This window comes from Telluria beijingensis (assembly GCF_030770395.1).
Classification (GTDB): Bacteria; Pseudomonadota; Gammaproteobacteria; order Burkholderiales; family Burkholderiaceae_D; genus Telluria; species Telluria beijingensis.
In genome coordinates this window covers 1,271,508-1,294,259 of sequence record NZ_CP132480.1, presented here as the reverse complement: position 1 = coordinate 1,294,259, position 22,752 = coordinate 1,271,508, and the positions used below count along the sequence as shown (strand labels likewise).

General features: G+C 65.2%; 10 protein-coding genes. 4 read left to right on the top strand and 6 right to left on the bottom strand.

From position 1 onward, the window contains the following. Window positions 1–67 precede the first annotated feature (67 nt). Window positions 68–865, bottom strand: a complete 798-nt coding sequence (locus tag Q9246_RS05740) for a carbon-nitrogen hydrolase family protein (protein ID WP_306396120.1) — start codon at window positions 863–865, stop codon at window positions 68–70. Window position 866: 1 nt separating this feature from the next. After that, window positions 867–5,024, bottom strand: a complete 4,158-nt coding sequence (locus Q9246_RS05735) for a YhdP family protein (protein ID WP_306396119.1) — start codon at window positions 5,022–5,024, stop codon at window positions 867–869. A gap of 213 nt (window positions 5,025–5,237) precedes the next feature. Here Q9246_RS05735 and glnE point away from each other — a divergent pair, with 213 nt between their 5' ends. The 3 genes from glnE (at window position 5,238) to Q9246_RS05720 (ending at window position 14,416) form a co-directional block, all read left to right on the top strand. Further along, the gene (gene glnE, locus Q9246_RS05730; RefSeq protein ID WP_306396117.1) at window positions 5,238–7,955 is read left to right on the top strand and encodes a bifunctional [glutamate--ammonia ligase]-adenylyl-L-tyrosine phosphorylase/[glutamate--ammonia-ligase] adenylyltransferase; all 2,718 of its coding nucleotides are present in this window, start codon (window positions 5,238–5,240) and stop codon (window positions 7,953–7,955) included. Between the two features lie 347 nt (window positions 7,956–8,302). Beyond that, window positions 8,303–11,176 carry a TonB-dependent receptor plug domain-containing protein gene (locus Q9246_RS05725; protein ID WP_306396116.1) on the top strand — a complete coding sequence of 958 codons (2,874 nt, stop codon included), beginning with the start codon at window positions 8,303–8,305 and terminating at the stop codon, window positions 11,174–11,176. Between the two features lie 348 nt (window positions 11,177–11,524). Further along, window positions 11,525–14,416: a TonB-dependent receptor domain-containing protein gene (locus tag Q9246_RS05720; RefSeq protein ID WP_306396115.1), complete on the top strand. Its 2,892-nt coding sequence runs from the start codon at window positions 11,525–11,527 to the stop codon at window positions 14,414–14,416. Window positions 14,417–14,505: 89 nt separating this feature from the next. On the opposite strand, the gene Q9246_RS05715 is transcribed toward Q9246_RS05720, so the two are convergent. Then, window positions 14,506–15,483: an IS1595 family transposase gene (locus Q9246_RS05715; protein WP_306396114.1), complete on the bottom strand. Its 978-nt coding sequence runs from the start codon at window positions 15,481–15,483 to the stop codon at window positions 14,506–14,508. Between the two features lie 169 nt (window positions 15,484–15,652). Here Q9246_RS05715 and map point away from each other — a divergent pair, with 169 nt between their 5' ends. Next, entirely contained in the window at window positions 15,653–16,417 is a 765-nt protein-coding gene (gene map, locus Q9246_RS05710; protein WP_306396112.1) for a type I methionyl aminopeptidase, read from the top strand. A gap of 68 nt (window positions 16,418–16,485) precedes the next feature. Here the strand turns inward: map and Q9246_RS05705 are convergent, their stop codons facing one another. The 3 genes from Q9246_RS05705 to tkt form a co-directional block, all read right to left on the bottom strand. Beyond that, complete coding sequence (locus Q9246_RS05705; protein WP_306396111.1) at window positions 16,486–19,248, bottom strand: TonB-dependent receptor; 2,763 nt, start codon at window positions 19,246–19,248, stop codon at window positions 16,486–16,488. A 395-nt stretch (window positions 19,249–19,643) separates the two neighbouring features. After that, a complete protein-coding gene (gene gap / locus Q9246_RS05700; RefSeq protein ID WP_306396110.1) occupies window positions 19,644–20,657 on the bottom strand; it encodes a type I glyceraldehyde-3-phosphate dehydrogenase in 1,014 nt (337 codons plus the stop codon). 91 nt (window positions 20,658–20,748) lie between these two features. Continuing rightward, on the bottom strand, window positions 20,749–22,746 hold the full coding sequence (gene tkt / locus Q9246_RS05695) for a transketolase (RefSeq protein ID WP_306396109.1): 1,998 nt from the start codon (window positions 22,744–22,746) through the stop codon (window positions 20,749–20,751). Window positions 22,747–22,752 lie beyond the last annotated feature (6 nt).

The window sequence follows — 22,752 nt, the reverse complement described above, 5'->3', positions numbered from 1 at the left end:
TAAGTCATTGTGCCATATCCAGTTTTTTCATACCGGACGCGAACGCGCCCGGTCTCGCCGCCACGGCTTACATCTTGCGGTGACGCAATGCCGGCAAGCTCTCGCGCACACCCGCCAGGTAACCCGGGTCGAGTTCGCCGACGATCACGCCCTCGCCTTCCGGCAGCACCGCCTTGACTTCGCCCCAGGGGTCGACCAGCATGCTGTGGCCATAGGTGCGGCGGCCATTGACATGCAGCCCACCCTGGGCCGCGGCCAGCACATAGCACTGGTTCTCGATCGCACGCGCGCGCAGCAGCACTTCCCAGTGCGCGCGTCCGGTGGTGTGGGTGAAGGCGGCCGGCACGATATTCAAGACGCACTCACCCATCGCACGGTAGAGCTCTGGGAAGCGCAGGTCGTAGCACACCGACAGGCCGACCCGGCCGAACGGCGCGTCGAACACGCCCACCGTCTCGCCCGGCACGATGGTGCGCGCCTCGTCATACGATTCGGCGCCCTTGTTGAAGCCGAACAGGTGGATCTTGTCGTAGCGGCTCATCGACTGGCCCTGCGGGTCGTAGACCAGCGTGGTGTTGAGCACCTTGCCAGCCTCGGGCGAGACCATCGGCAGCGTGCCGCCCACCAGCCAGACGCCGTGCTCGCGCGCCAGTTGCGCCATGCAATCCTGGATCGGCCCGCTGCCCGGCGCCTCGGCGTGCGCGACCTTGTCCGCATCGCTCATGCCCATGATCGGCCAGTATTCCGGCAAGGCCACCAGCGTGGCGCTGCGGCCGGCGGCCTCGGCCACCAGGCGGCGCACGGTGGCCAGGTTGTCGGATACCTGCGGGGTGGACACCATCTGGATCGCGGCTACGGTCGTCATATCAGTCCTTTTTCGGTGGCGGGCTAGCGGGCCGGGCCGGGTTGTCGATCTTGGTAATGACCGGCGCCTTCCACGGCCCCGTCACCTGCATCTCGTAGGTCAGCGCCTTCATCACCGGCGCGCGCAGGAACAGCTGGGCCAGGAAGCCCCCCAGGCCAATCACCGGATTGACCGCCAGGCCATATACCAGCGGCCCGGTGCCGAGATTGAATTCGGGGATCACCACCACGCGCAGATTGGTCGATTCGTTGGCGATGTCGGCGCTGCCGTCCATCAGGACCGTGGCCGCCACCCCATGCATTTTAAGGTTGTCGGTGCGCAGCACCCCGCGCTCGATCATGGCGTTGGCGCTGATGCCATCGAACGCCAGGCCTTCCGAGAACACGTCGTGGAAATCCAGCTTGAGCAGGCGCGGCAGCGCTTGCAGGCTGAGCACGCCCAGCAGCTTGGCGGCGCCCGGGTCCTGCTTCAAGAACTGGCCCGACTCCACATTCATCTCGATCTGGCCCGACAGGCTCGGGATGTCCATCGCATACGGCAGGCCGGCCCACGAGATATCACCGCTCAGGGTGCCCTTGCCGCGGCCGATGGTGCCGGGGAAGCCGACCCGGTCCAGCAGCTTGCCGGCATCGATCAGGTCGAGCGCGAAATTCAGGCTGGTATTGCTCTTGCCATCCTTGGTCAGCCAGCGGCCGTTGGCCTTCAACTCGCCGTCCGGATTGGCGAGCGCGATGCGGTCGATGCGCCATTCGCGCCCCGCCAGCGCGCGCACATTACTGGCGCGCAGTTCGAGCCGGCCGAGGCGCTTGTCGAACAGCTCGAACTGCTCGGCCACGATGTCGAGCGAAGGGATGGTGGCGGTGGCGCCGCGGTTCGATTCGAGCAGGTCCTTGACCTCGGCCTCGGCCGACTCGGGAATCGTCAGCGAGGCCAGGCGCGCCGTGACCTTGCCCAGGCCGCTCGGGGTCTCGGCCCAGGTGAGGTAGCCGCTGGCCTGGCGCGAATGCAGGTTGGCCTGCCAGGTATTGCGCAGGTGGGTGGCCCCGACCACGACGTCGGCCACGCGCCGCTCGCCGATCGTCAGCTCGCTGACCCGGCCAGCCAGCACGGTCGGCAACACATACTGGGTGAAGTCGGCGCCGGCGGCGGCCGGCGCCGATGCCGGCGCCGGTGTAGCTTCGCCCTCGCCCGCGATGGCGCGTCCGGCCGCCAGCCAGTGGTCGATATTGAGCGCCTTCGAATCGACGTGGATCATCATGCCCTCGTCGGGCAGCGGCGCCAGCACGTTGACGCCGATGCCGCCCTGGGTCACCCGCCACGGGCCCTTGCCCTGCTTCTCGCGCAGGTAGCGCGCCGCCAGGTTGGGGCCGACGCCGACCCGGATCTCGTCGCGGCCCAGGCCGGCCATGGTCGGCGCGCCTTCGAGCACGAAGCCGAGCGGCAAGGTCGCGTCGGCCGCCTTGTTCAGCGGGTGCGGCAGTTCGACGCCGAGCCCGGCCAAACTGGAGCTGACAGCAATAGTACGCCGGCCTTCGCGCACCACGATCGTGCCGCTGTAGCCGGTGCTGCCCGACAGCCGCTCGGCCAGGCGTCCCAGCGCCGGCGCCGGCGCGGTACGGCGCATGCCCTCGGCCGACAGGATGCCATCGAAAGCGACCCGCGTGCTGCCGTCGCGCTGGGTACCGCCGGCCACCGCGACCGGCTCGCCCAGGAAGTTCGCCTTGATCCCTTCCAGGCCGAAGCCGTGGTCATGGAAATCGATCCGGCCCTGGGCCGCCTGCAAGGTGGGCAGCTCGGGGAACAGGCTGACGTCGTTGTTCTGCAGGTGCAGGCTGCCCGTGACCTTGGTGTCGTGCAAGTGCGAGAGCGGCATGCGCAGCTTGAGTCCAAGCTTGGCATTGCCGCTGCCGCGCGTGTCTTCCGTAAAATGCCCGATCCAGTCCAGCACCGGCGTGACGGACACATAGCGCAGGAATTCCTGCAGCGGCCCGGCGCCCTGGCCGTCGATCTCCAGCATCATGTTCTCGTGGGCGCCCAGGTCCGGGATCACCGCCTTGACGTTGGACAGCGCCACGCCCAGGGTGCGCAGGGTCTTGCCGTGGATTTCCATGCGCGCGCGGTCGAATTCGATCGTGCCGTCGATCGCCTCGGCCAGCGGCCACATCGGCGTGCCATCCGGATGGCGGTGGCCGGGGGCGTACTCCAGGCGGGCATTCTCGAGCCGCCCCGCCACGTTGAACTCGCCGCGCGCGCGCTCGGCCGCGTTATTGGCATAAAAGGGGAACTGCGCCAGGTCGCCGCGCAGGCGCAGGCTGGCGCCCTGCAAGCGCCCGCCCTGCAGGGCGCCGACCAGCCAGTCGTGCAGGCTGTGCGGTGTCGCCAGCGGCAGGAAGCGGCCGATCTGGTCGATCGCGAAGCCGTCGAGTTCGCCCGTGAAGTCGGCCGTGCCGGGGCCATGGCCGGGCATCAAGGGCAGCACGTGGCGGCCCGACACCTCGGCCGTGAAGTCGCCCTGGCGGAAATTCAATTCATCGACCTCGACCGCCAGCTGCTTGCCCGGCTCAAAGGTCCAGTTGGCCTTCAGCGCCAGCTGGTCGAACGGCATGCGCGGTTCGGCGAACCAGGCCGGCATGAACAGCGCCAGCCCGGTGGAATCGAGCGCCACCGTGCCGCCGCCCTGGTTGGCATCGATATGGCCGCTCAGGTGCTCGAAGCCGGGCGTGCCCGGCCGCGCCGGCAAGGCCGGAATGCCGCCCTGGGCGGCGCGCGCCGGCCGCGCGGCGACGGCGTTCAGGGCCAGGTCGGCCACGTCGCCGCGCACGCGCCAGCCGCTCACATGCGGATAGCGGCCATCCCATTCGGCGCTGACGTCCTGCAGCATGCCGCGCGGCGCATAGTCGGCCAGCAGCTGGCGCTGCACCGGCGTGATCGGCAGGTACTGGGCCAGCGCCGCCAGCGCGCCGATGTCGAGCCCGCGCGCGCGCAGGGCGCCGCGCTCGGGCTGGCCATCCTTCGCCGGGCGCCAGGTTTCTTCCAGCGTCGCCGGCGGCAGCGCGCGGCCGCCCTGCACCGCCACCGCGAAGTTATCGAGCCGGATCGTGTGGCCGTGGGCGCCGAAGGTCGGCTTGCCGTCGGCCCCGTTCGGCAGCAATTCCTCGCGCGCCGACAGGCGGCCGCTGACGCGCGCCAGCCGCAGCGGCGCGATGTCCTTGCCCAGGCGCGCATCGACGCCGGCCAGGGCCAGGTCGGCCGTGAAGCCGGCCAATCTCGCCTGGTCGAAGCTGACCCAGGCGCGCAGCGAGCCGCGCCCGCGCTCGAGCTGGATTGGATAATCGACGAAGCGCTTCCAGGCGCCGAGGTCGACGTCGCGCAGGTCGGCGTACAGCTCGCCCTTCCAGCGCAGCACGTCCGACGGCCGTTCGCCGAAGCGGTGGCGGAACTGCGCGCGCACGTCGACCGGGCTGCCCAGGGCGCGCGGCGGCGTCGCCTGCAGGGCGAAATGGTGGGCGCCCCAGCGGTTGAGCAGGGCCAGGGTCACGCCTTCGAGCACCAGCGGCGGCGTGCCGCGCAGCTCGTCGCGCCAGTCGACCCGGCCGTCGCGGATCACGATCTCGCGCTGGCGCAGCAGCCAGTCGGCGCCGCCGCCGCCGGCCTGGTTCGGGTCGAGCCGGATGCCGGCGACCTCGATCACGCCGTCCAGCCCGCGCCGCACGGCCAGTTGCGGCCCCTTGATCTCGAGCGTGGCGAAGCGCGGCTCGAAGGCGGCCACGCTCCACCAACCGAGGGTCGCGTCGACCTGCGGCAGCGCCAGCACCTGGCGCCCCGCGGCGTCGTGCAGGCGCACTTCGCTGAGCGACAGCGCCGGGCGCATGCCGTGCCAGGAAGCGGCCAGGCGCGCGATCGTGACCCGGCTGCCGAGCGCATGGCTGGCCACGCGCTCGATGTCGCCCTTGTAAACGTCGATATTGGGGAGGATGGCGTAGCGCAGCACCAGGAACAGCACGGCCAGCGCAAAATACACCAGCAGCACGAGCTTGATGGTGAAGCCCAGCACGTGGTGCGAAGCCAGGTTGGCGACCCGATAGGCCGCACGCAGCCGCCGCCAGCGCACGGCCAGCGGCGATGCCGCAGTGGCTGCCTGCGGATCCGGGTTGTGCATCAAGGTGCTAATAACAAAGGCTCGCCGTAAAGTTAACTCTTGAATAAACAGGTCGCTTGCAACAGTTGCGGCGTCTACCTTACCATCGGTGCTGACCCAGGCAGCGGTATTGCGTCCGATGGGCGGGCCATTTTACCGCATCGTCGGTGAGCTGGACCTTAAAGCCGGCCTGCCAAATCCACCCTGCCCGACCGGCAACCACCAGGATCGACGATGACCCCAGTTTCTCCCGCCTGCGCTTCGCGCTTCGTCCAACGCTGGCTCGATGCCGCTCCCGAACGCGCCGCCCAGCTGGCCGAATTGTCATCATTATCGCTGGACCGCGCCGATTTCCGCGCGCTATTGGAGCGCGAACTGGGCAATGGATTGCCGCTGGAACGGGCCATGCGCCGCGTGCGCAACCTGCTGGTCTCGACCATCGTGGCGCGCGACCTGGGCGGCCAGGCCGAACTCGACGAAGTGGTGACCGCCATGACCGCCTTCGCCGACTTCGCGATCCAGACCCACGTCGCCCGCCTGACCGACGAACTGGTCGCCAGCCACGGCATGCCGGTCGGAGAAGAATCCGGCCGCCCCCAGCACCTGATGGTGCTGGCCATGGGCAAGCAGGGCGGCGGCGAACTCAATGTGTCGTCGGACATCGACCTGATCTTCGTCTACCCGGAAGACGGCGAGACCGCGGCCGGCCCCGGCCAGAGGCAACTATCGAACCATGAGTTCTTCGTGCGCCTGGGACGGCGCCTGAACGCGGCCCTGTCCGAAGTGATCGAGGATGGCTTCACGTTCCGGGTCGACATGGCGCTGCGCCCCAACGGCAAGTCGGGCCCACTTGCTGCCAGCCTGGGCATGGTCGAGGAATACCTGATCGTCCAGGGCCGCGAGTGGGAACGCTATGCCTGGGTCAAGGCGCGCGCCGTCACCGGCGAACCGGAGGATATCGCGGCGCTGGACGCCATCGTGCGGCCCTTCGTGTTCCGGCGCTACCTCGACTTTGGCGTGATCGACGCGATCCGCAATATGCACGCCCAGATCCGCGCCGAAGTGAAACGCCAGGAGCGCCTGCATCCCGAGCGCAGCCACAACGTCAAGCTGGGCCGCGGCGGCATCCGCGAGATCGAGTTCCTGGCCCAGGTGTTCCAGCTGATCCGCGGCGGCCGCGACCCGGCCCTGCGCGAGCGCTCGACCCGCCAGACCCTGCGCCTGCTGGCCGAGCGCGAGCTGCTGCCGCACGAGACGGTCGAGCGCCTGCTGCAGGCCTACACCTTCCTGCGCAATCTCGAGCACCGCGTGCAATACCTGGAAGACGCCCAGACCCACACCCTGCCGGTGGGCGAGGACGACCGGCTGGCGGTGGCGCGCATGATGGGCTTCGACGACGAAGCCTCACTGCTGGTGGCGCTGGACGAGCAGCGCAGCTACGTGGCCCAGCAGTTCGACGCCATCTTCGCCGACAAGGAAAAGCCGGACGACGACCCGGACGCCCCGGCGCTGGCCGACGAACTGGACAATGTGGACGCGCTCACCGGCCGCCTGGCGGCCCTCGGCTTCGACGATGCCCGCGGCGCCGGCGCGCGCCTGGCCGCCGCCCTGCAGGGGCCGCGCCTGGCGAGCCTGCCGGACGCCAGCCGGGAGCGCTTGATGGCGCTGGTGGACGCCGCCCTGCCCCTGGTCGCCACCGTGGTGCGCGAAGCGGGGCTGGGCAGCCACGCCGCCACCCTGGGCCGCCTGCTCGACCTGTTCGAGGCGATCGCGCGCCGCTCGGCCTACCTGTCGCTGCTGACCGAGTACCCGCACACGCTCGAGCGCGTGATCCGCATGATCAATGCCAGCGGCTGGGCCGCCACCTTCCTGACCCAGCACCCGATCCTGCTCGACGAACTGCTCGATGACCGCAACGCCGGCGCCGGCGACCTGGCGCAGCTGGCGGCGATCCTCGACGAGCACCTGTGCGAAGCGGCCGGCGATACCGAGCGCCAGCTCGACATCCTGCGCGAAGCCCACCACGCGCAACTGTTCCGCCTGCTGGCCCTGGACCTGGCCGGAGAATTGTCGGTCGAGCACCTGGCCGACCACCTGTCGGCGCTGGCCGACATGGTCGTCGGCGCCGTCGTCAAACACGCCTGGCGCGCGGTCAACGGGCGCCATCGCGAAGAGCCCGCATTCGCCGTCATCGCCTACGGCAAGCTGGGCGGCAAGGAACTGGGCTATGTGTCGGATCTCGACGTCATCTTTTTATACGACGACGAGGACCAGGACGCGCCGCCCCTGTATGCGCGCCTGGCCCAGCGCTTCATCACCTGGATGACGGCCCATACCGCGGCCGGCATCCTGTTCGACGTCGACATCGCCCTGCGCCCGGACGGCGCCAGCGGCATGCTGGTGTCGTCGGTCGCCGCCTTCGAGCGCTACCAGAACGACGCGGCCTGGCTGTGGGAACACCAGGCGCTCACCCGCGCCCGGTTCTGCGCCGGCGACGCCGCCATCGGCGCGCGCTTCGAGGCCATCCGCGAGCAGGTGCTGCGCAAGGACCGCAGCGGGCAGGAACGGCAGTTGAAGGACGAAGTGGTGCGCATGCGCCAGCGCATGCGCGACGCCAACGTCAACCGCGGCGAGCTGTTCGACCTCAAGCACGACCTGGGCGGCATGATCGACATCGAGTTCATCGTGCAATACCTGGTATTGCGCCATGCGTCCGGCTGTCCGCAGCTGACCGCGAACGCCGGCAACATCGCCCTGCTGCGCCGCTGCGGCGAGCTGGGCCTGATCGACGCCGGCCTCGCGGCCCGGGTCGCCGACGCCTACCGCGCCATGCGCAAGCTGCAGCACGGCGTGCGCCTGCAGGGCCAGGACAAGGCCAGGGTCGAGCCAGCGCTGGTGGGCGTGCATGCCGACAGCGTGCAGGCGCTGTGGCAGGCCTGCTTCGGCGACTGATTTCCCTTTCACCCTGCCGTTTTTATCCCTTCAAATTTCCATGCGCACCACCCCGGTGCGCATGCACGTCCACCGTGCACATGCCATGTCATGGCATGCATTTTTGCACTCCAAATGTACATATGCTCAGCTGACTTTTAGGTCATTTAATTTCTTTTTGATAACTGTTGTTTTTGCCACAAAAACACCCTCCCATCGCGTTGACACTAGTCAACACAGAATGGTTTTATAGGGATGTGTATGCACGACGGAACCCCCGTTACCCACGGGCGTCCGCATGCGCACGGGTTGCACCTATTAATCATAAAAAGTCGTTCCACACCCGTGGAACGCAGGATGGAGAGCACATGCAACAACGAACGAAGATCGCATTGGCCGTCGCGCTCGCACTGCCTTCACTGACCGCCATCGCGCAGGAAGCACTGCAGCGCGTCGAGGTGACCGGTTCCCGTATTCGTCAAGTCGACCTCGAGACCGCGCAGCCGGTCCAGGTGATGAGCCAGGAACAGATCCAGAAGAGCGGCCTGGTCACCGTCGGTGACATCATCAACAGCATGTCCTCGGCGGGCGTCCCGGCGTTCAGCAAAGGCACCGCGCTGGGCGCAGGACGCGAACAGGGCGGCCAGTTCCTCGACATGCGCAACCTGGGCTCGCAACGCCTGCTGGTGCTGGTCGACGGCAAGCGCTGGAGCCAGTCGGTCAACGGCTACACCGATATGTCGACCATCCCGTCGGCACTGATCGAACGCGTCGAGATCCTGAAGGACGGCGCTTCCTCGATCTACGGCTCGGACGCGATCTCGGGCGTGGTCAACATCATCCTGAAGAAATCCATGCAGGGCGGCCAGGCCAGCATCTACCACGGCCAGAACGAGAAGAACGACGGCAAGACCAAGGATTACTCGCTCGCCTACGGCGCCGGCGACGACAAGGCCTCGCTGCTGTTCGGCCTGACCTACACCGAGCAGGGTCCGGTCTGGGCCAAGACCCGCGACATCACCGCCACCACCAACGGTCCGGACCGCGCCAACATCGGCCTCGGGACTGGCCCATGGGGCCGTATCCGCCAGGTCAGCGCGACCGGCGGCCCGACCGGCTTCGACCGCGTCCTGAACCACACCGGCGGTCCGCTGGGCGACGGCGTCGGCGCCGATTCGCGCAACCCGAACAATTACCACACCTTCGCGAACGGCGTGGACGACCTGTTCAACTCGACGAGCCAGATGCACTTCCTGACGCCGAGCAAGCTGACCTCGATCTTCGTCAAGGGCGAAGTGGCCTTGCCGTGGAATATGAACTTCAAGACCACCGCGATGTACGCCGACCGCAAGTCGAACCGTACCGTGGCCGGCTATCCGCTGAGCTCGACGTCCCAGGCCGCCTACCCGGTCTACGTCGACAAGGACAGCTACTACAACCCGTACGGCAACTCGGTGGCCGGCGCCGGCAATGGCCAGGACCTGTTCTTCTACCGCCGCACGATCGACGTGCCGCGCGTGACCGACAACAACAACCGCACCCTGCACATCGACGCCACGCTGGAAGGCGAATTCAACCTCGGCACCAATCCATGGAACTGGAGCGTCGGCTATAACCACAGCAAGGTCGACGGCGCAGTGCGCGGCTTCGGTGACCTGAACCTGCTGAACCTGAAGAAAGCCCTCGGCCCATCGTTCATGAACGCCTCGGGCGTGGTGCAGTGCGGCACCCCGGCAGCGCCGATCGGCCTGGCCGCTTGCGTGCCGTTCAACATCCTCGGCGGCCCATCGGCCTCGACCCAGGAAGCGCTGGACTACGTGATGTCGACCGCCCAGGCGAGCTACGGCTCGACCGTCAACAGCGCGACCGCCGACATCACCGGCGAATTGTTCCAGCTGCCGGCCGGCGCGGTCGGCATCGCGGGCGGTATCGAGCACCGCGAAGTGCGCGGCCAGGACGTGCCGGGCCAGTTCGAGCAGTCGGGCTATTCGTCCAGCCTGGCGGGCAACGCCACCTACGGCCGCTACACCGTGCGCGAAGCCTACCTGGAAGCCAACGTGCCGCTGCTGAAAGGCGTGCCGTTCGCCGAACTGCTGAGCCTGAACGCGGCGACGCGCTATTCGGACTACTCGAACTTCGGCTCGACCACCAACAGCAAGTTCAGCTTCATGTGGAAACCGATCCGCGACGTGCTGACCCGCGGTACCTACGCAGAAGGCTTCCGCTCGCCGACCCTGGGCGACACCTTCGGCGGCGGCTCGCAGACCTTCGCCAGCTACCTGGACGTGTGCGACAGCCTGCACGGCGAAGCGGCGCGTAACCCGACCGTGGCGGCGCGCTGCGCGGCCGCCGGCGTCCCGGCCGGCTTCCGCCAGAAGAACCAGACCGGCGCCGACGTCGGCGCGACCGGCGCCCAGACGCCGTTCCCGTTCACCACCGGCGCCGGCAATTCCTTCCTGCAGCCGGAATCGGCCAAGACCCGCACCCTGGGCCTGGTCATCAGCCCGTCGAGCGTACCTGGCTTCTCGGTGTCCGTGGACTGGTTCAACATCCGGATCGAGAACCTGATCACTGGCGTCTCGGCCACCAACACTCTGGAAGAGTGCTACGTCAACAACGTATCGAACTTCTGCTCGCTGATCCGTCGTGACGCAACCGGCCAGGTTGTCGATCTGCAGATCGGTAACACGAACCGCGGCAAGGTCGAGACCGAAGGCGTCGACGTGGCGATCAACTACCGCCTGCCACGCACCCGCTTCGGCCAGTTCAGCATCCGCAGCGAATCGACCTACACCGATTCGTACAAGCAGCAGTCGACCCTGGACAGCGAGTGGGTCGAATACGCCGGCGAGTACGACATCTTCCGCGTGAAGTCGAATACCTCGCTCGACTGGAGCCTGGGCAACTGGAGCGCTACCTTCACGGCCCGCTTCTACAGCAGCCAGAAGAACCGTTGCTACTCGGCGACCCAGGTCATCTATTGCTCGGATCCGACTGCAGCGGCCAGCTGGGGTACCGGCTACAACCGCCATGGCGAGATGTGGTACGGCGACCTGTCGGTCGGCTATGCCCTGCCGTGGAACGCGAAGCTGCTGTTCGGCGCGAACAATGTGTTCGACAAGAAACCGGAAATCAACTACAGCGCCGGCTCGGCGACCGGCGGCAACTCGTCGTCGTCGTCGGTGTCGCCGGAACTGCCGATCGACCGCTTCTTCTACGTTCGCTACAACCAGGCCTTCTAAGTCACGCTGCCCAAAAGCAATTTAATTGCTCAAAAAGCCCTTCCGGCGCTAGCCGGAAGGGCTTTTTTCCTTTTGACAAAATTTAGATCATTTGTTGACCAGTGAGTCAACAACTTGTCAAACTGGCAATCGGTAAATACACATTTCTGCAACACAAACGTCATACATCATTTGTATGCATTGACAGTGACGCTCTGCAAATGGTTTTATTGCTAGCTTGAAAACTCGTTGAACCAACCAGGTAGCGTTTTTCAGGTAGTCGCATAGCGACATTTTCGGTGGCAGTGCCCTTCCCATGGTGCCGCCGCGTTTTCACCCCTAGGAGTTTGCAACATGATGGAAACACTCTTGTCCCGGTCGGTCCGCGCGATCTGCCTCGGCGGTATGACCCTCGGCATGACCGCAGCGGTCGCACAGGAAACTTCGCAGCAGCAAAACCTGCAGCGCGTCGAAGTGACCGGTTCCCGTATCCGCCAAGTCGACCTGGAAACCGCACAACCGATCCAGATCATGAACCAGGAACAGATCCAGCGTACCGGTCTGGTCACCGTTGGCGACATCCTGAATAACCTGTCGTCGGCAGGCGCCCCTGACTTCTCGCGTTCGGGCTCCCTGACCTCGAACAGCGAAATCGGCGGCCAGTACGTCAGCCTGCGTAACCTGGGCTCGAACCGCCTGCTGGTCCTGGTGGACGGCAAGCGCTGGACCCAGTCGGTCGACGGCTTCACCGACCTGTCGACCATCCCGTCGGCAATGATCGAGCGCATGGAAATCCTGAAGGATGGCGCTTCGTCGATCTACGGCTCGGACGCAATCGCCGGCGTGGTCAACATCATCCTGAAGAAGAACATGCAGGGCGGCCAGCTGTCCCTGTACACCGGCCAGAACGAAAAGAACGACGGCAAGAACAAGGACTTCTCGCTGAGCTACGGCGCCGGCGATGAAAAAGCCTCGCTGATGTTCGGCCTGTCGCACACCGAATCGGGCCGCGTGGACACCCAGGCGCGCGAGATCACCGCCTTCGGCCGTGGTCCACAGTACAAATTCGACGGCCTGGGCGCTGGCCCATGGGGTCGCATCACCCCGGTCAACCCGGCCAACGGCGGCACGCTGACCAACCCGGCACAGGGCGGCTTCAACCAGGTCCTGAACCACACCGGCACCTATGACGGCCGTGGCGTCGGCGCCGATCCGCGCAACCCGAACAACTACCACGCGTTCAACAACGGCATCCAGGAAGACAAGTACAACTCGTCCCAGGATATGGACTTGCTGATCCCAAGCAAGCTGGACACCCTGTTCGTCAAGGGCGAAGTCGCGCTGCCGAAAGACATGCGCTTCAAGACCACCGCGATGTACTCGCAGCGCAAGTCGAACCAGCAGATCGCCGGCTACCCGCTGACCTCGATCTCGCAGGCCACCTACCCGGTCTATGTCGACAAGGACAGCTACTGGAACCCGTACGGCAACCAGGTTGCCGGCGCTGGCCTGGGCCAGGACCTGTTCTTCGCCCGCCGCACCATCGAGCTGACCCGTCAGACCGAAACCGAAAACCGCACGCTGCACATCGATGCGACCCTGGAAGGTGAATTCACCATCAAGGATCTGGCATGGAACTGGAGCGCTGGCTACAACCACAGCAAGGTGTCCGGCTCGCAGTTCGGCGTCGGCAACATCAACCTGCTGAACCTGAAGCGCGCCCTGGGCCCATCGTTCATGAACGCCAGCGGCGTCGTGCAGTGCGGTACCCCTGATGCGCCAATCGGCCTGTCGTCGTGCGTGCCGTTCAACATCCTGGGCGGCCCATCGGCCTCGACCCCGGAAGCGCTGGCCTACATCAACTCGACCTCGCAGAAGAGCTACGGCTCGACCGTGAACAGCGCCACCGCCGACCTGGCTGGCGAACTGTTCCAGCTGCCAGCCGGCGCCGTGGGCCTGGCAGTCGGTATCGAGCACCGCGAAGTCAAGGGCCAGGAAGTGCCGGGCCAGTTCGAGCAATCGGGCTACTCGACCGAACTGGCAGGCGCGCCGACCTACGGCCGCTACACCGTGCGTGAAGCGTACGCCGAACTGAACGTTCCAGTGCTGAAGGACGTCCCGTTCGCAGACCTGCTGAGCTTCAACCTGGCGCACCGCTACTCGGACTACAGCAACTTCGGCGTGGCCAACAACAGCAAGTTCAGCTTCATGTACAAGCCGGTCAACGACCTGCTGGTGCGTGGCACCTGGGCTGAAGGCTTCCGTGCTCCAACCCTGGGCGACACCTTCGGCGGCGGCACCCAGACCTTCGACACCTTCCTGGATCCATGCGACACCGTGTTCGGCGAAGCCGCACGCGACCCGGCAGTCCAGGCACGTTGCGTGCAATCGGGCACCTTCGCCGGTTACCGCCAGGTCAACCAGGCTGGCGCAGTCCTCAACGGCGCCGCGGGCACCCAGTCGACCGTGGCCTTCAACGCGGGCGCCGGCAACCAGTTCCTGACGCCAGAAACTGCGAAGACCCGTACCGTCGGCTTCGTGTACAGCCCATCGTTCGTGCCTGGCCTGAGCGTCGGCCTGGACTGGTATAACATCCAGATCCAGAACCGTATCACCGCGATCAGCGCGACCTACGTCGCCAACGAGTGCTTCATCAACAACAGCGCCAACTTCTGCTCGGTGATCCGTCGTGACCCGGTCACCGGCCAGATCAATGCACTGCAGCGCGGTAATGCCAACCTGGGCAATATGGAAACCGAAGGCCTGGACATGTCGATCTCGTATCGCCTGCCACGTACCGCCTACGGCCAGTTCGGTGTGCGTAACGAAACCTCGTACGTCGACAAGTTCCGTACCCGCAGCGGCGCCGATTCGGAGTGGAACAACTACGCCGGCGAGTACTTCTACAACCGCGTGAAGTCGAACACCAACTTCGACTGGTCGCTGGGCAACTGGAGCGCCACCTGGGGCTTCCGTTACTACAGCCCGGTCAAGGACATCTGCTACACCGACGCAGAGTGCAACCTGCCTGACTTCGAAGCATCGTTCGGTACCGGCGCCAACAAGATTGGTTCGGTCACGATCCATGACCTGAGCGTTGGCTACAAGACCAACTGGGATGCTCGCGTCCTGTTCGGTATCAACAACGTGTTCGACAAGTCGCCACGCATCGTGTACAGCACCCAGGCTTCGGCTTCGATGGTCGATGCAGACATGTCGCTGGACCGCTTCTTCTACGTCCGCTACACCCAGAACTTCTAATGGAACAGGGCCTTCGGGCCCTCTCCTGAAGGGTTTCTCGATGCCCGCCCGGCCTTGCCGGGCGGGCATTTTTACTGGCGCTGTTCGCGTTAGTTCGTTACTTTGCATCGGCAAATCGCACACTGGATAATAGCGGTTAGCAATTGAGCTGGAGTACGCAATGCGCCGTCGTCCAAGAAGCGCTGCCAGCCGGAGTAGTTGATCAGGTAACGACTGGCGATGCCGTTGAAGCGTCTGAGCCAGGTCTTGAATCGGGCATGCCAGCCATTGACGTTATTGAGATGGATCGTGCCGCGGGCCTTGATCCCGGCACGCAGATTGACAGTCTCATGCGCGATGCCGGCATGGGAGGCGAAGACCCGGTAAGCGGCTGCCGAATCGCTGATCAAGAGCACATCCGGCGCCAGCGCCGGCCTCAGGCAATCCTCGAGCCGGGCGGCGCTGACCGGCCCGCGGCCGGTATGGAAGTCCAGCGTCCGCCTGCCCCGGTCGCGCGCGACGAGCAGGCACTCATGTTCGCGGCTGATGCCGCGCCGACTGGCCACGCCGCCGCGCCGCCGTGGTGGCCGCGCCAGGTGGCGCGAGCCCTTCTGCGATTCGAGCATATAGGTTTCGTCGGCCTCGACCATGCCCTCAAGGCGAGCTGGACGTTTGCTTGCGGCCCCGGGCACGAAGCGATGGCGCCAGCGGAAACTGGTGGTACGGTGCACGCCGACGAGTTCGGCCGCTGCGCGGACCGTGCGCGACCCCAATACGCATTGCAGGTAGGGCAACCAGACGGCTTTCTTGCGCAGGCGCGCCAGCGGCGTATTGGTCAACGCGTTGAAGCTGCGCCGGCAGGCCAGGCAGCGCCAGCGCTGCAGCCCGCTGGCCGAACCGCAGCGATGCACGCGCGGACATTGGCAATGCGGACAGCACGGCGTGCCGGCGGCCTCGGCAATCAACCGAAGGCACTCGCCAGGGTGGACGATGGCGGCGACCCACTCCCGCAACTTGGCGACGTCATCAGTCTCCAGATGCAGGGAAGTCAGTGCCGAAAATACTACTTCGAAGCCTAAGCCTTGCATCACCGCCACCCGATGAGTTAACTCGACAGTGGCTGAGACCGGCGCGAATGGGAAAGGTTCGCATAATTAACGCGAACAGCGCCTTTTTACTTGCACATCCCACCCTGCCCCGCTTGACCCGGTATCATGGCGGTTTGCCTGCAGCACGCAGCGCCCGATTCCCCTTTATATGACCATCAAACTCAAGAACGACAAGGACATCGCCAAGATGCGCGTCGCCGGTCGCCTGGCCGCCGAAGTCCTGGAAATGATCAAGGAATACGTCGTCCCCGGCGTCTCCACCGAAGAACTCGACCGCCGCTGCCACGACTACATCCGCAAGGTGCAGAAGGCCACCCCGGCCAATGTCGGCTACCACGGCTTTCCAAAAACCCTGTGCACCTCGGTCAATGGCGTGGTGTGCCACGGCATCCCGAGCGAAAAAGAAATCTTGAAGGACGGCGACATCGTCAATATCGACGTCACTGTGATCAAGGATGGCTGGCACGGCGACACCAGCCGAATGTACTTCGCCGGCACGCCGAATCCAGAAGCAAAGAAGCTGGTCGACACCACGTATGAAGCGATGATGGCCGGCATCCGCGCCGTGCGCCCCGGCGCGCGCCTGGGCGACGTCGGCCACGCGATCCAGAAGCTGGCCGAAGGCGCCGGCTACTCGGTGGTGCGCGACTACTGCGGCCACGGCATCGGCCGCGTCTACCACGAAGAGCCGCAGGTGCTGCACTACGGCCGCCCGAACACCGGCCTGCTGCTCAAGGAAGGCATGACCTTCACGGTCGAGCCGATGATCAATATTGGCGAGGAAGACGTGATCCAGCTCGAGGATGGCTGGACCGTGATGACGCGCGACGGTTCGCTGTCGGCGCAGTGGGAACACATGATCGTGGTGACCAAAAACGGCTTCGAGATCCTGACGCCCTGGCCGGACGCCTGAAACGCAGCCGGCGTCGGATAAAAAAAGGGCCGGATCCCTCGCGGGATCCGGCCCCTCTTACGTTCGGCTTAGAACTTGTAGTTGCCGGTCACGTACAGCTGACGGCCGAGCGGATCGGCGTAGCGCGGGTCGAAGCCGACCTGGTGGCCCGAGGAGGCGCGCAGCGACAGCGGCGGCTTGCGGTTGGCGATGTTCTTCATGCCGGCGCGCAGCGTGAAGGCATCGGTGAACGCGTAGCGGCCTTGCCAGTCGAAGGTCAGGAACGACGGCACTTCCAGGCGGAAGCCGGTGACGTTGACGCCGGTGTCCAGGTTACGCACGGTCGCCGCCGCGTCGGTATAGCCGTTGCGGTAGTTGACGATCAGCGAGTTCGACAGCTTGCCGGTGTCCAGCGAGGTCGACAGGCGGACGATGTGGCGGAACGTCACGGCATTGTTGGTGCCGAAGTAGTTCATGCTGTTGGTCCAGTCGTTGGCGGTGCCGGCGCGAGTGTAGTCCGACTTCAGCATGTAGGTGCCGTTCAGGGTCGTGGTCAGGTTGCCGAAGCCGAAGCGGTGGCGGCCGGTCAGGTCCCAGTCGATGCCGCGGTTATGGGTCTGGCCGATATTCACCGACGAGCGCAGGAAGGCCCAGTAGGTGTTGCCGGTCGCCGGTTCGGTATAGGTGCTGAACAGCTGGCGGAACTGGTCCGGGTTAGCCCAGGCCTGCTGCTCGCTGACCGCGCTCACCGCATCCTTGATCTTCACGTCCCACAGGTCCAGGCCTGCCGAGAAGCGCGCGGTCGGCTCGAAACGCATGCCGACGGTGAACTGCTTCGAGGTTTCCGGACGCATGTTCTCGTTACCCGACGACAGCACGTTGTACTGGGTGGTGCCTGGACGGCACAGGGTCGGATCCTGGATCGGGCAGCCCCACGACGACGCGGTGAAGCCGGCGTTGACCAGCGGCTGGGCGATGTCCAGCATGTCGGGCGCCTTGAAGCCGGTACCGTAGGAACCGCGGAACAGCAGCGCTTGCGAAGGCTGCCAGCGCGCCGAGACCTTGTAGGTGCTCTTCGAGTGGTCGCTACCGACCTTGCGGCCGCGAACGCCATCGTCGATCGCCGAGATGGTGTCATAGCGCAGCGCCGCGGTGACTTCGATCTCCTTGGTGATCGGCGCCAGCACTTCGGCGAAGGCGCCAGCGTTGTCGCGCGTCAGGTCGTAGCGCGCCGGGGCGTTGAAGTTGTAGATCACGCCGTTGACCGCATCGGCCGACGGATCCTGCTGGTAGTGGTACTCGCGGTAGTCGGCGCCGATTGCCAGCTGGGCCATGCCGCCACCCAGGTTGAACAGCTCGTGCGAGCCGCGCACGTCGGCCGCCTTCAGGGTGGTCGAGGCTTCGCGGATCGAACCATGGAAAATCGAGTTCTCGATCAGTTGCTGGGTCGCCGGGCTCTGCTGGCCGATCGGGGCGAACGGGTTGAAGGCATTGTTGGCCAGCATCGAGCGGAACTCGGCGTTGCGCATATAGCCGCCGACATAGCGTTCGTCGATCGAGTTTTCCGACCAGGTCAGCGCACCGCTGACGGTCCAGCCGGCGATCTCGCCGTCCAGGCCGGCCACCGCGTGCTTCGATTCGGTGATGGTCTGGCTGTCGCGGGTGCCCCAGTCATAGGCGCGGTAGTTGCCCGACACGGTATTGACGCGGCCCAGTTGCTCGGCCGTCAGGTAAGGCGCCACGTACTGGTTGAACTGCGGCGAACCGGCGGCGATCGTGAACGGCGCAGTGTTCGGCGCGATGCGCGCGGTCAGGTCGAAGCGCGAGTAGGCGATGTCGGTGAACGCTTCCCAGTTGTCGCCGAGCTTCTTGGTACCCTTGACGAAGAAGCTGTCACGTTTGTTTTCCGGAACCATCTCGACGGTCTGGATGTAGTCGAAGGTGCAGTTGCGGGCGGTGGTGCCGTTGTTGTTGATGCTGACCACGTTCAGCTCGGGGCAGTTGCCATTGGCCAGCAGGTAGGGCGAGAAGCCGATCGACGGCAGCGCAGGCACGCCGGCCGGGTTGCGGAACGCCACGGTGACATTGGCCGGCGCCGAGGCGGTGCTGGTGTTGTCGTAGACGTAGTTGGTGCCGTTGCGCGAGAACTGGCGGAAGGCGGTGTTCGAGAAGTCGCGCTTGGTCGACAGGATCTGGTCCTGCTCGTCGCGGCGGTAGCTCACCAGCACGTTCCAGCCATCGTTGTCCAGGTCGCCAAAACCGTAGGTGGCCGCGACGTAGCGCGAACCGCCATCCTGGCCGGCGGTCGGCTGGCTGTAGTTGGCTTCGATGTCGCCGCCCTGCTGGTTTTTCTTCAGCACGAAGTTGATGACGCCGGCGATGGCGTCCGAGCCGTACAGGGCCGACGCGCCGTCGGTCAGGATCTCGACGCGCTCGACGGCGCTCATCGGGATTGCCTGCAGGTTGACCGTGCTGCCCGAACCTTGCGGCGCCAGGCGGCGGCCGTTGAGCAGGACCAGGGTGTAGGTTTCGCCGATGTCGTGGATCGAGGCCGACACGCGGCCGCCCGAGTTGGTGCCGGCGGCGATGGCGCCGATGGTGAAGCCCTGCATCGCCGGCAGGGTCTGGATCAGCTCGGCAACGCTGGTGGCGCCGGTCTTGGCGATCGCTTCCTGGCTCAGGGTCTGGATCGGCAGGGCGCCTTCGACGTTGATCCGCTTGATCGCGGAACCGGTCACTTCGACGCGCTGGATCGGCGCTTCCTGGGCCATTGCCTGGGTTACTGCAAGGCCGGCCACCAGGCCGAAGGCGAGGCGCACTGCGCGGGCGCCCATCTTTTCTTTCAACATCATTGGCATCTCTCTACTGGTTACGATGATCAACGCGCTCGCAACGCCAAGGATGTCTCTCCTGCCCGGGCTGCGACGCGCCCTGATTATGCAATCCGAGTCAGTTTATGCAACGCAATTATTTCGGAATGTAACGTCGTGTATCCAGCGATCCAGGGGCGCGAGGTATTTACTTCGTGCAATGAGTTGCCAACGTCACCTTATGTCGGCCAAAAGGAGTAGTCGGGAATGCAGGATTTTTTTGTCATGCATATGCGCCTGATGTAACACTTTGTTGTACAGGCACAACCTGTTAGTGGCAGGATCGCGCCGTGTCATCCGCCTGCCACAAAGACATCGGACAAGAAAAAGCCCCGGAGGCCACGAGGGCGTCCGGGGCTTGCAGGGGTGCGAACGGATTATTTGGCGTTCATCAGCGCGACGGTGGTGTCGAGCATGCGGTTCGAGAAGCCCCACTCGTTGTCATACCACGAAGTGACCTTCACCAGGCGGCCCGAGACCTTGGTGAGCGTCGCGTCGAAGTTCGACGATGCCGGGTTGTGGTTGAAGTCGACCGAGACCAGCGGATCGGTGTTGTAGGTCAGGATGTCCTTCAGCGGGCCCTCGGCAGCGGCCGCCTTCATGATCTGATTGATCTCTTCCACCGTGGTGTCGCGCTTGGCGATGAACGACAGGTCGACGATCGACACATTGATGGTCGGGACGCGGATCGCGAAGCCGTCCAGCTTGCCGTTCAGTTCCGGCAGCACCAGGCCGACCGCGGCGGCGGCGCCGGTCTTGGTCGGGATCATCGACTGGGTGGCCGAACGGGCGCGGCGCAGGTCTTCGTGCATCACGTCGGTCAGCACCTGGTCGTTGGTGTAGGCGTGCACGGTGGTCATCAGGCCGGTTTCCAGGCCGATGGCGTCGTGCAGCGGCTTGACCAGCGGGGCCAGGCAGTTGGTGGTGCACGATGCGTTCGAGATGACGGTGTCGCTGGCTTTCAGCACGTCCTGGTTGACGCCGAACACGACGGTCGCGTCGACGTCCTTGCCGCCCGGGGCCGAGATGATGACCTTCTTGGCGCCGCCCTTCAGGTGGGCCGAGGCTTTTTCTTTGGTAGTGAAGAAGCCTGTGCACTCGAGGACGACGTCCACACCCAGCTCGCCCCATGGGATCTCGGCCGGGTTACGCTGCGCGAACACGCGGATCGAATCGCCGTTGACGATCATATTGTCGCCCTCGACCGTGACGGTGCCAGGGAACTTGCCGTGGGCGGTGTCGTAGCGGGTCAGGTGGGCGTTCGATTCGGCATTGCCGAGGTCGTTGATCGCCACGATCTGGATGTCTTGTTTCTTGCCGCCTTCATAGAAGGCGCGCAGGACATTGCGGCCGATACGGCCATAACCATTGATTGCAACTTTGATCGTCATGCTGTGCTCCTGATTAGAAAAGAACTTTTTTCGTAACGAACGAACATAGTAAAACGGGCCGCTATGACGGCGGCCCGTTTGCAGCAAACACTTATGCTGCGATAACTTCTTTCGCCTTGGCGACGACGTTCTCGACGGTGAAGCCGAAGTGCTTGAACAGCACCGGCGCCGGCGCCGATTCGCCGAAGGTGTCGATACCGACGACTGCGCCTTCCAGGCCCACGTACTTGTACCAGAAGGCGGTCACGCCGGCTTCGATGGCCACGCGAGGCGTGCCCTTGGTGAGGACTGCTGCCTTGTAGGCGGCGTCCTGGCGGTCGAACACGTCGGTCGACGGCATCGAGACCACGCGCGCGGCGATGCCCTCGGCTGCCAGCGCGTCGAAGGCTTTCACTGCCAGCTCGACTTCGGAGCCGGTGGCGATCAAAATCACTTTCGCGTCGGCCGTGTCGCGCAGCACGTAGCCGCCCTTGGCGACGTCGGCGATCTGACCCGCTTCGCGTTGCATGAACGGCAGATTCTGGCGCGAGAAGATCAGGGTCGATGGACCATCCTTGCGCTGCACCGCCGCGCCCCATGCCACCGCCGACTCGACGGTGTCGCATGGACGCCAGTTGTCCAGGCCCGGGATCAGGCGCAGCGACGAGACGTGCTCGATCGACTGGTGGGTCGGGCCGTCTTCGCCCAGGCCGATCGAATCGTGGGTGAATACCGAGATCGAACGCACTTTCATCAGCGACGCCATGCGCAGGGCATTGCGGCTGTAGTCCGAGAAGGTCAGGAAAGTCGCGCCGAACGGGATGAAGCCGCCGTGCAGGGCCACGCCGTTCTGGATCGCCGACATGCCGAACTCGCGCACGCCGTAGTTGATGTGGTTGCCGGCGATGCCCGAACGCACCGGTACCGATTCCTTCCAGTTGGTGAGATTGGAACCGGTCAGGTCGGCCGAGCCGCCCAGGAATTCAGGCAGGGTCGGGGCCAGGGCCTGGATCGCGTTCTGCGACGCCTTGCGGGTGGCGATGGTTTCAGCTTTATCCACGCAGGCAGCGATCGCCGCGTCCAGGGCCTTGCCGAAGTCGGCCGGCAGTTCGCCCTTCATGCGGCGCTCGAATTCGGCGGCCAGCTCGGGGTGGGCGCCGCGGTAGGCGTCGAACAGGGTGTTCCACTCGCCTTCAGCCTGGGCGCCGCGCGCTTTCGCGTCCCACGCTTCGTACAGGTCGGCCGGGATGTCGAACGGGATCGGATCCCAGATCAGGTGCTTGCGCACGGCCGCGATTTCGGCATCGCCCAGCGGCGCGCCGTGGACCTTGTCGCCGCCTTCCAGGTTCGGGGCGCCCTTGCCGATGATGGTCTTGCAGCAGATCAGGGTCGGACGATCCGACTGTTTCGCTTTCTCGATCGCCGCCGAGACGTCGCCCACATTGTGGCCGTCGACTTTCGGGATCACGTTCCAGCCATAGGCTTCGAAACGTTTCTGGGTGTCGTCGGTGAACCAGCCTTCCACGCGGCCGTCGATCGAGATGCCGTTGTCGTCGTACAGCCAGATCAGCTTGTTCAGGCGCAGGGTGCCGGCCAGCGACGCCACTTCGTGCGAGATGCCTTCCATCAGGCAGCCGTCGCCCAGGAAGGCGTAGGTGTAGTGGTCCACCACGTCGTAGCCTGGACGGTTGAATTCGTTACCCAGCAGCCATTCAGCCAGCGCCATGCCGACCGAGTTGGCGATGCCCTGGCCCAGCGGACCGGTGGTGGTCTCCACGCCCGGGGTGATGCCGACTTCCGGGTGGCCCGGGGTCTTCGAGTGCATCTGGCGGAAGTCGCGCAGGTCGTCCATCGACAGGTCATAGCCGGCCAGGTGCAGCAGCGCATAGTGCAGCATCGAGCCGTGGCCGTTCGACAGCAGGAAGCGGTCGCGGTTCGACCAGCCCGGATTGGCCGGATTGTGGCGGTAGTGCTTGTCCCACAGCGCAACGGCGATTTCGGCCATGCCCATCGGCATGCCAGGGTGGCCCGAGTTGGCTTTCTGGACGGCGTCCATCGCCAGCGCGCGGATCGCGTTGGCCATCAGGGTGGTGGTTTGCGTAGATTTCATGGAGAT